The organism is Sinorhizobium sp. GQ132 (genome assembly GCF_059758575.1).
Genome location: NZ_JCAXDX010000005.1, coordinates 159,898 through 172,504 on the forward strand (window position 1 = coordinate 159,898; position 12,607 = coordinate 172,504).

At 63.1% G+C, this 12,607-nt stretch carries 13 protein-coding genes and 1 pseudogene; 8 read left to right on the plus strand and 6 right to left on the minus strand.

Annotated elements, in window-relative coordinates; genetic code table 11:
- Positions 1–79 precede the first annotated feature (79 nt).
- Positions 80–1,114 carry an aldo/keto reductase gene (locus tag AC6CIG_RS14895; protein ID WP_127709093.1) on the minus strand — a complete coding sequence of 345 codons (1,035 nt, stop codon included), beginning with the start codon at positions 1,112–1,114 and terminating at the stop codon, positions 80–82.
- Positions 1,115–1,219: 105 nt separating this feature from the next.
- Here AC6CIG_RS14895 and AC6CIG_RS14900 point away from each other — a divergent pair, with 105 nt between their 5' ends.
- Positions 1,220–2,176, plus strand: a complete 957-nt coding sequence (locus tag AC6CIG_RS14900) for a LysR family transcriptional regulator (RefSeq protein ID WP_127709091.1) — start codon at positions 1,220–1,222, stop codon at positions 2,174–2,176.
- A gap of 69 nt (positions 2,177–2,245) precedes the next feature.
- Here the strand turns inward: AC6CIG_RS14900 and AC6CIG_RS14905 are convergent, their stop codons facing one another.
- Positions 2,246–3,007, minus strand: a complete 762-nt coding sequence (locus AC6CIG_RS14905) for a VOC family protein (RefSeq protein ID WP_127709089.1) — start codon at positions 3,005–3,007, stop codon at positions 2,246–2,248.
- A 204-nt stretch (positions 3,008–3,211) separates the two neighbouring features.
- On the minus strand, positions 3,212–3,685 hold the full coding sequence (locus AC6CIG_RS14910; protein ID WP_437408061.1) for a DUF1579 domain-containing protein: 474 nt from the start codon (positions 3,683–3,685) through the stop codon (positions 3,212–3,214).
- A 150-nt stretch (positions 3,686–3,835) separates the two neighbouring features.
- On the opposite strand from AC6CIG_RS14910, the gene AC6CIG_RS14915 reads away from it, so the two are divergent.
- From AC6CIG_RS14915 to AC6CIG_RS14940, 6 genes and pseudogenes are all read left to right on the plus strand, one after another.
- Positions 3,836–4,282, plus strand: a complete 447-nt coding sequence (locus tag AC6CIG_RS14915; RefSeq protein ID WP_127709086.1) for a MarR family winged helix-turn-helix transcriptional regulator — start codon at positions 3,836–3,838, stop codon at positions 4,280–4,282.
- Positions 4,283–4,430: 148 nt separating this feature from the next.
- A pseudogene (locus AC6CIG_RS14920) lies at positions 4,431–4,954 on the plus strand (RNA polymerase sigma factor).
- Positions 4,951–5,724 carry an anti-sigma factor family protein gene (locus AC6CIG_RS14925; protein ID WP_127709085.1) on the plus strand — a complete coding sequence of 258 codons (774 nt, stop codon included), beginning with the start codon at positions 4,951–4,953 and terminating at the stop codon, positions 5,722–5,724. Before AC6CIG_RS14920 ends, AC6CIG_RS14925 begins: the two are co-directional and overlap by 4 nt.
- 145 nt (positions 5,725–5,869) lie before the next feature.
- Positions 5,870–7,069 (plus strand): SorT family sulfite dehydrogenase catalytic subunit, encoded by a 1,200-nt coding sequence (gene sorT / locus AC6CIG_RS14930; protein WP_201269662.1) that lies wholly within the window; start codon positions 5,870–5,872, stop codon positions 7,067–7,069.
- Positions 7,070–7,144: 75 nt separating this feature from the next.
- Positions 7,145–7,486 carry a SorU family sulfite dehydrogenase c-type cytochrome subunit gene (gene sorU / locus AC6CIG_RS14935; RefSeq protein ID WP_018096746.1) on the plus strand — a complete coding sequence of 114 codons (342 nt, stop codon included), beginning with the start codon at positions 7,145–7,147 and terminating at the stop codon, positions 7,484–7,486.
- 43 nt (positions 7,487–7,529) lie between these two features.
- Positions 7,530–7,973, plus strand: coding sequence for a pseudoazurin (locus AC6CIG_RS14940; protein ID WP_127709084.1), 444 nt, complete (start codon positions 7,530–7,532; stop codon positions 7,971–7,973).
- A gap of 319 nt (positions 7,974–8,292) precedes the next feature.
- Here the strand turns inward: AC6CIG_RS14940 and AC6CIG_RS14945 are convergent, their stop codons facing one another.
- Positions 8,293–8,760 (minus strand): MarR family winged helix-turn-helix transcriptional regulator, encoded by a 468-nt coding sequence (locus tag AC6CIG_RS14945; RefSeq protein WP_437408062.1) that lies wholly within the window; start codon positions 8,758–8,760, stop codon positions 8,293–8,295.
- Positions 8,761–8,887: 127 nt separating this feature from the next.
- On the opposite strand from AC6CIG_RS14945, the gene AC6CIG_RS14950 reads away from it, so the two are divergent.
- Positions 8,888–9,292 carry a GFA family protein gene (locus AC6CIG_RS14950; RefSeq protein WP_127709080.1) on the plus strand — a complete coding sequence of 135 codons (405 nt, stop codon included), beginning with the start codon at positions 8,888–8,890 and terminating at the stop codon, positions 9,290–9,292.
- Positions 9,293–9,362: 70 nt separating this feature from the next.
- Here AC6CIG_RS14950 and ilvD read toward each other — a convergent pair whose 3' ends face one another.
- Both ilvD and AC6CIG_RS14960 read right to left on the minus strand, forming a co-directional pair.
- Positions 9,363–11,201, minus strand: coding sequence for a dihydroxy-acid dehydratase (gene ilvD, locus AC6CIG_RS14955; RefSeq protein WP_127709078.1), 1,839 nt, complete (start codon positions 11,199–11,201; stop codon positions 9,363–9,365).
- Between the two features lie 610 nt (positions 11,202–11,811).
- The gene (locus tag AC6CIG_RS14960) at positions 11,812–12,606 is read right to left on the minus strand and encodes a tyrosine-type recombinase/integrase (RefSeq protein WP_440852326.1); all 795 of its coding nucleotides are present in this window, start codon (positions 12,604–12,606) and stop codon (positions 11,812–11,814) included.
- Position 12,607: the final 1 nt, after the last annotated feature.

The window sequence follows — 12,607 nt, forward strand, 5'->3', positions numbered from 1 at the left end:
CTGGCGAAGCTTTCGGCAGATGGCCGGCAGGCCCGTTTGGAGCTGCCGGCTTCGCCGCTTGCGTGCATGTCCCGTTTCTTCAGACGACCGGCGGGTTGATCCGCGCGAAGCCTTCCTGCCGGTAATAGGGGAAGTAAGGGTAGGGGGCGGTCGTCACACTCGCCGCGTCGAGCCGGGCAACCGCCTCGGCGGTGAGCGACCAGCCGACGGCGCCGAGGTTCTGTCTGAGCTGCTCTTCATTGCGCGCGCCGATAATGACACTTGAAACGGTCGGGCGCTGGAGAAGCCAATTGATGGCGATTTGCGGAACGGTCTTGCCGGTTTCCTGCGCGATGGCATGGAGAACCTCAACGACGTCGTAGAGCTTTTCCTCGTCGACCGGCGGCCCGAAGGCGGCGGTGTCGTGCAGGCGGCTGCCCTCGGGCCAGGGCTCGCCGCGGCGGATCTTGCCGGTGAGCCGCCCCCAGCCGAGCGGGCTCCAGACGAGTGCGCCGACGCCCTGATCGAGACCGAGCGGCATCAGTTCCCATTCGTAATCGCGGCCGACCAGCGAATAATAGACCTGGTTGGCGACGTAGCGCGGATATCCGTGGCGGTCGGCGGCGGCGAGGGATTTCATCAGCTGCCAGCCGGAAAAATTGGAAACGCCGACATAGCGCAGCTTGCCCGAGCGCACGAGCGTGTCGAGGGTCGACAGCACCTCTTCGACGGGCGCTCCGGCATCGAAGGCGTGCAGTTGCAGCAGGTCGATATAGTCGGTTCCGAGCCGTTTCAGCGCCTTTTCCACACCGCTGATCAGGCGCGAGCGCGACGAGCCTGCGGCGTTCGGTCCTTCGCCGACAGGAAGCGACAGCTTCGTCGACAGAATGACGTCGTCGCGCCGGCCCTTGATCGCGGCGCCAAGAACCTCTTCCGAAGCGCCGTCGGAATAGACGTCTGCCGTGTCGAAAAGATTGACGCCCGCCTCCAGGCAAATGTCGACGAGGCGGCGCGCCTCGGACGCATCCGTACTGCCCCAGGCGCCGAAGAGCGGCCCTTTGCCGCCGAAGGTCCCCGCTCCGAAGCTGAGGACCGGTACTTTCAGTCCCGAGGAACCAAGCCGTCGATATTCCATAGCTGCAACTCCACTCTTGCTCATGAATCAGTCACATGAAGATGGAGCTGCACTCGCTTTGGATATAGACTGTCGCCGGGAATATTATCTGTGAGCTGAATTCATATGTCGAGACCCTCGGTCAATCGCTCGGGCGAAATGGAAATCTTTGCGAAGGCGGTGGAGCTTGGCGGATTTTCGGCTGCTGCCCGTCATTACCGGATGACGCCTTCGGCCGTCAGCAAGCTCGTGCTGCGCCTCGAGGAGCGGCTTGGCGTGAGGCTGGTGAACCGCTCGACGCGAAAGCTGCAGCTGACGCCGGAGGGACATGCATTCTACGAGCGCACGGTGCGCATCCTCGCCGATATCGACGAGGCGGAGCGATCTGCATCGGCCGGCGAGAGCCCTGTCGGCCGGGTCCGGCTGAACGTCAACGCCTCGTTCGGCACCCACGTCCTGATGCCGCTGGTGCCCGAGTTCCGGGCGCATTTTCCTGCCGTCAGCCTCGACATCGTCATGACCGACGCCGTCGTGGACCTGATGGAGGCGCGCGCCGACGTGGCTGTCCGCGCGGGGCCGCTGAAGAGCTCGACGCTGATTGCGCGCAAGCTCGGGGCGACGCGGATGATGATCGTGGCGGCACCGTCCTACATAGAACGGTACGGAATGCCGTCCTCGATCGAGGAGCTCAAGGAGCATGAGCGGCTCGGCTTCTGCTACGCGCGCGCCGTCGACGGCTGGCCGTTGAGGAGAGGCGGGGAAACGGTGGTGCTGCCGGCCTCGGGGGCGGTACAGGTGAGCGATGGCGAGGGGTTGCGCCAATTGGCGCTTGCCGGCGCCGGGCTGGCACGGCTTGCGGAGTTCACCGTAAGGGAAGACGTCAGCGCCCGGCGGCTCCTGCCGGTTCTGGAAGACCTTAATCCGGGCGATCTCGAGGAGGTTCACGCGGTCTATCTCGGCCAGGGCGGCGCTCTGCCCGCGCGCGTCCGCGCCGTCCTCGATTTCCTCGCCCGCCATGCCCGCGTCACGCCGGGGCAGGACGCGGGCAGGCGCCGGACTTCGCCGGTACCGGCACCGGCATGAGATGATCGCCGGAGCAGGACAGCGGCGAAGATGTTCGCCGCCTTCCCGCATTTCGAGAGGCGTCAACCTTCAGCGTTTCGGCGCGACCAGCGCGAAGAGCGCCCCTTGAGGGTCGGTGAACTGCGCGATCCACGCTCCGCCGGGCACTTCCATCGGACCCATCAACAGCTTCGCGCCGCCGGATTGCGCCCGGTCGATTGCCGCGTCGATCGCCTCGACATTGAAGTAGTAGAGCCAGAAAGGATTGGGAACCTCTCTCGGCCTGGTCATCATCCCGCCGATCGGCTGACCATTATGGGCGAAGATCTGATAGACGCCCATCTCGCCCATATCCATCGCCTGGTCCTTGGTCCAGCCGAACAGCTTGGAATAGAAGCTGAAGGCCGTATCGAGGTCGCCGGCCATCAGTTCGTGCCAGCCGATATTGCCGGCAGCCATTTGTTCCATGGCCGGTGGCGGATCGCCGTCGCCCCTGAAGAGGGCGAAGGCGGCGCCGTGCGGGTCGGTCACGATCGCGAAGCGGCCGATATTCGGAATGTCCTCCGGCGCTCGATGGACCGTTCCGCCTTCGGCGGCGAGTTTGGCGGCGGTCTCGTCGACATCGTCGACCGCGATATAGCCGAGCCATGCCGGCGGTATCTGCATGTCGAGCGCACCTTCCGGCATCGTCATGAGACCCGCTACCTGGTGGTCTCCGGCGGAAAAGAGCGTGTAGTTCATGCCGGGCACTCCCGCGTCGCGCGCGCTCCAGCCAACGATGTCCCTGTAGAAGGCTTCCGCCGCCTTCACGTCCGTCGTCATCAGTTCGTACCAGACGAATTTCCCATGCATTGTCGGTCCTCCGGTTGTTCTGGATGTGTCGTTGCGGGCGGCGACGGACGGTCGCGTGGGGGAACGCGAACGCAATCGAAGGCTAGTTCCGGTCCGTCCGCACGCGCTTCATGTCGTTGTCGACCTGAAATCGTGAACGTGATCGCCTGTAAGTCAGCGCGGAATGCGGGCGGAAAACCGCGCGCACTTTTCCTCGATTCCTCTCTAGCGGCGGCGGTATTCCGCGCGCATCATTTCTTTCCAGTCGCCGCTTTCGGTCTGGACGCGGGCCGTAAGGGTCCGGCGGTTCGCGTCGATGAGCGTTATTCTATCCTGATATCGTGCGGTCTTGCCGGGATTTTCGAAGTCGGGGCCTTCACAATTGAGGGCAAGCGTCTTCCCGTCGTCCTCGATCCCGCCGTCATAGACCCACATATGCGTCATCATGGATCCTATCCAGGTGCCGAGATAACGCTTGGTGTCGGGATTGTAGCCGAGCGTCATCAAAGTCTGGCCGGGGCTTCCCCCGGGCATGATGCCCTGTCCCTCGCACACGACCCAGAGACCGTGCATCGAGCGGACGTTTTCGATCCAGGGCTGGCTGTCCTCGCCGCTTCCCGTCGAATCCTCCGACGTGACGGTCCACTCGCCGAGCAGCTGTTCCAGCCATCGGTGTTCTTCCTGCGGCTCTATTTTCACGATTCCCTCCCATGGTCGTGCACAGCCGTCCCCTTCGCCGGGCGCGGCGCTGAAACGTCGCTCAGCGGCCGAAGGATCCTTCCGTGCTTCCTTTGCGCTCGCCTCACGCCGGCGCTTGACTAATTATGTTGATATCAACATTACTATTTTATGTCAAAGCCGCTGCCGATACCTTTTTCCACCACGCTCTTCGTCAGGGACACCTGCCTGTGCCTGCATGTCCAGCGCGCCGCTCGGGCGCTCGCCCGCCGGTTCGACGAGGCGCTGAGGCCGCTCGAGATTACCAATGGTCAGTTCTCGCTGATGATGTCGCTCAACCGGCCGGACCCGCCGAGCATGAGCGCGGTTGCCGCCGTGCTCGCCATGGACCGCACGACCTTGACGGCGGCGCTGAAGCCGCTGGAGCGACGAGGCCTTGTAGAGGCGTTCGCCGACCCTGGCGACAGGCGTCTGAAACGCGTGCGGCTGACGGCGGGGGGCGGCCGGCTGCTCGCCGAAGCCCTGCCGATCTGGAAGGCAACCCATGAAGCGCTCGACGAAGGTCTGGGGGAGGGCGGCGCGCAACGTCTGCGGGCAGATCTTCTCGCACTGACCTGATGGGCCGGCAAGCGCGCCGAGAAATCGCGAGCGGAGGTAGCGCATCATGGAATAAGCGGGGCAACTCGCTCGTCTCTACGCCGCGGAGGAAAAATGGGACGAACCGGAAGCATCGAGGCGGGAACGCGAGCAGCCCTGATCGGGTATCATGCGCTCGCGCGTTGAACGGAGACTGGAACCGCATTATGCGCGGCTTTTCGCTTATGCCGTCGCGCTTTCGCGCGATCGCGACGGAGCACAGGATATCTTCCAGGAGTGCATCGCCCGCGCCTTGGATGCGCGAAGCGTGCCCGAAACGGAGCCGGCATTTCGCGCATGGCTCTTCGCCATCCTTCGGAACATCTGGATCGACCAGTCGCGCTTGCGCCGCCGGCGCTCCGACCTGGAACAGGAGTTCGTCACGGACCTTGTGCCCGCGCCGGTCGCCCCTGAACCGTGCTGGTCGATGCATTTTCGGTCCGCCAGGCGTTTACCCGCCTCAGCACCGAGCATCGCGAAATCCTCGCGCTGGTAGACATATCCGGTTTCAGCTACGAGGAGGTGGCAACGATGATCGCCGTGCCCAAGGGTACCGTCATGAGCCGGGTCAGCCGCGCAAGGCGGGCGCTGGCGTCACACCTCGGCGATGCCAATGTCGTCGCACTCGCGCCGCATCGAGAAGGCCGGAAATGAGAGAAAACGACCTGGATCCCGATATTTTGAGCGCCTATATCGACGGCGAACTCGAGCCCGAGGAGGCGTCGCGGGTCGCACGTCTGATTGCGTCCGACGAAGCCGTGGCGCGGCGCGCGGCCAATCTGTCCGAGATGAAGGCGGCAGTTGCGGGAATGGCTCCCGAGATCGTGGTGGTGACGGTGCCGCGTCCGCGGCCGGCCAGCAGATGGATGCTGTCGTTTGCCGCGGGTGCGTGTGCCAGTCTGCTGGTTTTTGCGGTGGCCTGGTTCGGCCTGGCAAGGGCACCGATGTGGGTGCCGGCGGGGCTGCCCGGGGACGCGGCGGTTCGCGATGCCGCGCTGGAGCATGCGGCCTGGATCGGAGGCTCTTTCACGCCGCCCATGCTTCCGGCCTCCTCACCGCCCGATGTTTTCGTGCCGGAAATGTTCGCGGCCGGACTGACGCCCGCCTTTACTCGCGAAACTTCCGTGAATGGGGAGGCAGCATTGCATACGGGCTATGTCGGCAGCTCCGGTTGTCGGCTGAGCCTCTTCCGGATCGGTCGCCCGGACGCGGAGCACGGTTTCGACATGTCGATCGATAACGGCCTGCTTCATGCCTCCTGGTCGGGCGACGCCGCAAGCTTCCTGCTTGTCGCCCGGGGAATGGACGAAGCCCGTTTCGCCCTTCTCGCCGGCGCTCTGAAACTGGCGAGCGAAGGGGATGGCCGGGGAAAGCAGAAAATAATCGCAAGCCTCGGCGCGACGCGTGCGCCGTGCATCGGCTGACGCTGCGCCCGATCGGACGCGCGACGCTGCCAGTTCAGAAAAATGATCAGCCGGAGGGAATTTTCCGGTGCGTCGTTCGTCTCTTCCAGTCATTTCGGGGACGATCGGATCGGCATGCTGCCATCCGGGAAAAGGGAGACGCGACTTGACTGAGATGCTGACCATGAAGCGGCGGAGTTTTCTGACCGGGAGCGCCGGAGCTGTCGTTGCTGCCGGAACCGCTGGGCTTGCAGAGGCCAAGGAGACGACGCCTCTGCCCGACTACCTTGCCTGGAAGGACGCCGATGCGCTGATCGTCCATAGCGACAAGACGCTGGAGACCAAGCGGAGCGAGTTCGGCACCAGCGTCATCACGCCCGAGGAGAAGCTCTACATCCGCAACAACGTCAACACGCCTCCGGAATCGATTCTTGCCGATCGCGACGGATGGAAGGTGGAGATATCAGGCGTAAAGGAGCCGCGGACGCTCACGGTCGCCGAACTGAAGACTCTGGGCCTGGTGACGGCGGCGACTGTTCTGCAATGTTCAGGCAATGGGCGCAAATATTTCAAGGATCAACTGACGGAAGGTCAGAAAATGAGCGGCACGCCCTGGACGGTGGGTGCTGCGGGCTGCGTCATCTGGAGCGGCGTCCCTCTGAAGGCCGTTGTCGAGGCCCTCGGCGGCCCGGCGGAAGGCGCCCGCTTCATCACGGGGACGGGCGGTGAGGAGCTTCCGGCAGGGCTCGACCCCAAGCTTCTGGTGGTCGAGCGCTCCGTCCCGATCTCGAACCTCGATAATGTGATCCTGGCATGGGAAATGAACGGGAGGCCTCTTTCCCTCGCCCATGGGGGCCCGCTGCGCATGGTCGTCCCCGGCTATTCCGGCGTCAACAACATCAAATATGTCAAGGCTGTCGCCCTGACCGAGGCCGAGACGGACGCGAAGATCCAGAAGTCCAGCTATCGGGTGCACGCACTCGGAGAGAAAGGCTCTCCCGACCAGCCGTCGGTCTGGGAGCAGCCGGTGAAGTCCTGGATCACCACCGCGCAGGAGGCCGCAAAAGCGGGCCCGGTTCAGATTGCCGGCGTCGCCTTCGGCGGAATGAATGCCTGCAAGAGCGTGGGAGTCTCTGTGGACGGCGGCCAGACGTGGCAGGAAGCCGAGTTCGTCGGACCCGACCTTGGACGTTTCGCCTGGCGCGTCTTCGTCCTCTCGGCCGACCTGGCGCCCGGGACCTACACGCTCGTCAGCCGTGCGACGGACACCGAGGGCAACGTACAGCCCGAGGAAAGCGAAATGAATGGAGCCGGCTACAGCCATAACGGCTGGCGTGCGCCGGGCGTCAAGCTCACTGTCTCCTGATGAAACGAAGGGTTCCGCTGCGGATGCCGCGGAACCCTGTTTCACGATCTTCTCCCATCAGTTTCGGATCAGAACATGACCTATGCTTCAAGCCGCCGTATCGCGGCCGTGCTCACCTGCGTAACCATCGGCCTGTCGACGATCACGGCATCCGCCGAAGAAGACAAGCTTGCGCTCGGTAAAGAGATATTCCTCGAACGGTCGGAACCCCAATGTGCGCTCTGTCATACGCTGGCGGATGCGGAGGCCGTCGGGGAAGTTGGACCCAACCTCGACGAACTCGCACCGGACGCGGAGAGGGTGAGCACGGCCGTCATCAACGGCATAGGCCCGATGCCGGCCAACGAAATCCTCACGGACGAAGAAATCGAGGCCGTCGCGCTTTATGTCTCGACGGTTGCCGGAAAGGCCGAGTGATCGGCGTCATGCGAGCGTTGCTCGTCAAGCAGAGGAGAGTGCGTTGAAGACAAGAATGATGCTTTTGGCGATGTTGGGGGCGGCGTACGCAGGTCAGGTACAGGCCGAGGAATTTCGCATCGAAATGCTGAACAAGGCCGCCGACGGCCGGATAATGGCATTCGAGCCCGCAGTCGTGCGTGCCCAGCCCGGAGACACCATCACCTTCGTGGCGACGAACAAGGGGCACAATTCAGCTCTGATGAAGGGCGGTGCGCCGGAAGGGGCAGAGAGCTGGAAGGGCAAGATCAACGAAGAGGTCAGCGTGACGCTGAGCGAGCCCGGTGTCTACATGTATCAATGCACGCCGCATCTGGGCATGGGCATGATCGGCGCCATCGTGGTCGGAGAGCCGGCGAACCTCGAAGCGGTCAAGGGCATCAAATATCCCGGAAAATCGAAGGCGGCCGCGGAGAAGATCTTCGCGGAAATCGAGCGCGGCGGCTGACGGACGGTTGCTTGCGCTTGTAGCGGGACGAGGAAAATTGCGTGCGGTTTTCCGCCCGCATCCCGCGTCTTCTGGAATCGATCATGATTCAGGTCGGCCCGACCTAAATCATTGTGATTTCGTGTTTTCCTGATTTCTGTGCTTGTCACAAGCACAAGCAGCGCTGCCTTCGCGGCGTGGGGGTTCTTTCCAGCCCAAGGACTTGGGCTGGCTGGATTCCGGTGACAGGCACGGGAACGAGGAGCGGAAGGGTAGCTAGCGATAGCCGGCGACACCGCCGCTGCCGTCTTCGTTTGCAACAACCGTTTGCCGGCGGCGCTTACGGCGGGGCCGCCGCACCGCGCTCGCGGAAGAGCGCGATGATTTCTCCGACGAGCACTGTCGCCCGCCGCAGCTTTTCCTCTCCGACTTCGCTGCCAAGCTCATTCGCCCAGACGGTCTGGCGTGCGGTGATCTCGGCGAGGACCGTCTCGCCCCGCGGCGTGAGCACAATCAGCTTCGCGCGCTGATGTGCGGGATTGTCCCGGTACTCTATCAAACCCTCGGCTTTCAGAATGTCGGCAATGCGCTGTACCCCCTGCCGGGCGAGCCCGAGTGCACGCGCGGTATCGGCAACCGACATGGCAGCATGTCGAGCCGCGGCCAGAACCTGCCAGCGGGCGCTGCTCTGGCCGGATGGTTGCGCGAGCCTATCTCCTTCGGAGGTCAGATGTCCGGCGAGGCGAAGGACCGAGATGGCGAACTCTGCGAAGGCGTCGCCGGGCGGTGTACGAGAGCTTGGATTCATATTGACAACATATTGTCGTTCCGCTTAGATGACAACATGTTGTCACTATGTTCGATGCTTGGCAAGCCTGCGATCATTGAACATCAAGGAATCTGGAAGATTTAAGTTCAAACGGGGAGAAACGAGGATGCAAAAGACCTATCAGGGCAGCTGCCACTGTGGACGGATCCGGTTCGAGGTCGACATCGATCTCGAAGCGGGAACCAGCCGCTGCAATTGCTCGTACTGCTCGAAACTGCGTTATTGGGGCGCGAGCGTGAAGCCGGAGGATTTCCGGCTGATGTGCGAGGAGGCAGGCATCGGCGATTATCAGTTCGGCACGATGAGCGGCCATCATCGGTTCTGCACGGCGTGCGGCGTGACGCCCTATGGCCACGGCTATGTCGAAGAGATCGGCGGCGCCTTCGTCTCCATCAATGTCGCATGCCTCGACGGGGTCGATCCTGCCGAGTTTGCGGCCCTGCCGATCCGATATATGGACGGGCTCCACAACAACTGGTGGAATGCACCGGCCGAGACGCGGCACATGTGAATTGACAGCTCCGAAACGAAAAGGCTCCCGCCGCGGCGGGAGCCTGTTCGACAGCTGCAATGCCGTTAGCTTAACGGTCGCCCAGATCTCTCACGGCGCCGCGGTCGGCTGATGTCGCAAAGGCCGCGTAGGCCTTGAGCGCGGTCGTCACCCGGCGCTTGCGTTGCTCGACCGGCTTCCAGCCTTTGGCGTCCTGTTCGGTGCGGCGAGCGGCAAGCTCGGCCTCGTCCACCCGCAGACTGATGGTCCGGTTCGGAATGTCGATATCGATCATGTCGCCCTCGCGCACCAGCCCGATCGTTCCGCCGTTCGCCGCTTCGGGCGAGACGTGGCCGATCGAAAGACCGGAGGTGCCGCCGGAGAAGCGTCCATCGGTGATCAGCGCACAGGCTTTGCCGAGACCCTTCGACTTCAGGTAGCTCGTGGGGTAGAGCATTTCCTGCATCCCCGGTCCGCCCTTCGGCCCCTCGTAGCGGATGACGACGACGTCGCCGGCTTTGATCTCGTTGGAGAGGATGCCCTTCACGGCGGCGTCCTGGCTCTCGAAGACGCGCGCCGGGCCGGAGAATTTCAGGATGCTCTCGTCCACGCCCGCGGTTTTCACGATGCAGCCGTCGAGCGCGATGTTGCCCTTGAGTACCGCGAGGCCACCATCCTTCGAAAAGGGATGTTCGACCGACCGGATGACGCCGTTTTCGCGGTCGGTATCGAGCTCGTCCCAGCGTGCCTCCTGGCTGAAGGCGACCTGCGTCGGAATGCCTCCGGGAGCGGCGCGGAAGAAGTTTCGGACAGTGTCGCTCGACGTGCGGGTGATGTCCCAGCGGTCGATGGCGGCGCCGAGCGTCTCGGCGTGGACAGTCGGGCAGTCGCGGTTGATAAGGCCGCCCTTGTCCAGCTCGCCGAGGATCGACATGATGCCGCCGGCCCGGTGTACGTCTTCCATGTGCACGTCGGCTTTCGCCGGAGCGACCTTCGACAGGCACGGGACCTTGCGCGACAGCCGGTCGATATCGTCCATGGTGAAGTCGATCTCGCCCTCATAGGCGGCGGCAAGGATGTGGAGCACCGTATTGGTCGAGCCGCCCATGGCGATGTCGAGCGCCATGGCGTTCTCGAAGGCCTGCTTGGTGGCGATGTTGCGGGGCAGCACCCGCTCATCCTCCTGCTCGTAATAGCGGCGCGCCAGATCGACGACGAGGTGGCCGGCCTCGACGAACAGGCGCTTGCGGTCGGCATGGGTCGCGAGCGTCGAGCCGTTGCCGGGCAGCGACAGGCCAAGCGCCTCGGTCAGACAGTTCATCGAATTGGCCGTGAACATGCCGGAGCAGGAGCCGCAGGTCGGGCAGGCGGAGCGCTCGATGATCTTGACGTCCTCGTCGGAAATCTTGTCGTCGGCGGCAGCGACCATCGCGTCGACGAGGTCGAGCGCATGCGTCTTGCCGTGCAGCACCACCTTGCCGGCCTCCATCGGCCCGCCGGAGACGAAGACGGCCGGAATGTTGAGGCGCAATGCCGCCATCAGCATGCCGGGGGTGATCTTGTCGCAATTGGAGATGCAGACCATGGCGTCGGCGCAATGGGCGTTCACCATATATTCGACGCTGTCGGCGATGATCTCACGCGAGGGCAGCGAGTAGAGCATGCCGTCATGGCCCATGGCGATGCCGTCGTCGACCGCGATCGTATTGAATTCCTTGGCGACGCCGCCGGCCGCCTCGATCTCGCGCGCGACGAGCTGGCCGAGGTCCTTCAGATGCACATGGCCCGGCACGAACTGCGTGAACGAGTTCACCACCGCGATGATAGGCTTGCCGAAGTCGCTGTCCTTCATGCCCGTCGCGCGCCAGAGGCCGCGGGCGCCGGCCATGTTGCGGCCGTGGGTGGTGGTGCGGGAGCGATAGGCAGGCATGAACGTGTTCCTTCACGGACGAATGTCATTAGGCGGATGTGGCGATCGCAGAGCGCCGTTGCAGGGGGGTAGTAGCGCAAAATTGCGCGCGCGTCATCTTCCGCGCCAGATTATTTCCGGCGGCGCGTGCTCGCACCGGCTCGGCTCCGCGCAAGAAAAAAGGCCGGGCTGAACCCGACCTTCCTCAACACCTTCAGCCGATGCCAGTACATCCGTGGTCAATGGCGAGGTGGGTATCTCTTAACAAGCGAACATGAAGACCATGTGACAACGATTCGAAAACCCGCGCGCGCTTTCGACAAGCCGGCAGAATCGCCGCCGTTTAGAGGTTCCGGACCGGGCTTCGGTTACGGGCGGAAAATGCTCTGCTCCGATCAGCGAGGCTGGGGGGATGAAAAAGGGCTTGCGGTCTCCCGTAAGCCCTTTTGAAACTGGGATGGTGGGCGTGACAAGGATCGAACTTGTGACCCCTACGATGTCAACATTCTTCCCCGTACCGCAAGCCCTGTGTTTCCGGGAAAAGAGCGCTACGCAACATGCGGTTTTCGGCATGCCAATCATGTTTCGTTCTTGTTTACGGGTTCAGCCGTGCCAGGGAGCACTACGCAAACTAGAAGGTCAGGGACGAGGCTAGATTGCGCAGATAATTCGGGCTGAAGCGCGCGTATACCTTTTCCGTGACCTTCGTATTGCTGTGCCCCAGAAATTGGGCAATCTCTGACATGCTGTGCCCGTCCTCTGCCATCCAAACGGCAGCAGAGTGGCGCAAGACGTGCGGTGACACTTCCGGCAGCCCTGCCGCTTTACCCGCCGCCTTCAATCCCTTCTTAATCGACTTCACCCTGTTCCCGGCCCATTCTATTACGAATGGGGACATGGCGCCCTTCTTGGCGTCCAGCAGATCGGCGCGAAGCTGATCGTTCATCGGGACTGCCGCGCGCCCCTTCCTTCGCGTGCGGTCGAACGGGTTTCGAAGATTGATAATCCCCCTTTCGAAATCAACGCGATCCCACGTCAGCTCCAGGGCCGCCGTGCTGCGTGCTCCCGTCGCTATCAGCAGCCGTATTGCAAGGGCGATATGCGGAGAGTTCGCGCTCTCACGTAGCCGCGCCGCTTCGACCCGCGTGATGTGGTATTCTTTCGGGTCTGGCTTTGCCGGTCGCTCTATATGCGGCGCCTTGCTGATCAGGCTGTTGTTCTCAGCCCATTTCAACACCATGCGCAAATGCCCTAGCTCTGTGTGGATCGTGCCATCTTTGATCCCGGCCTTTCTACGCTCCTCGGTGTGAGCCCTGCAGTCGGCGACGGAAACGGCCGAGCCATCCAGATTGGCGAAGCGCGGCGCTAGGGCCTTCCACGTGTGCTTCATAGTAGAAAGGACGGCTAGGCCGTCCTTGTCGAGCACG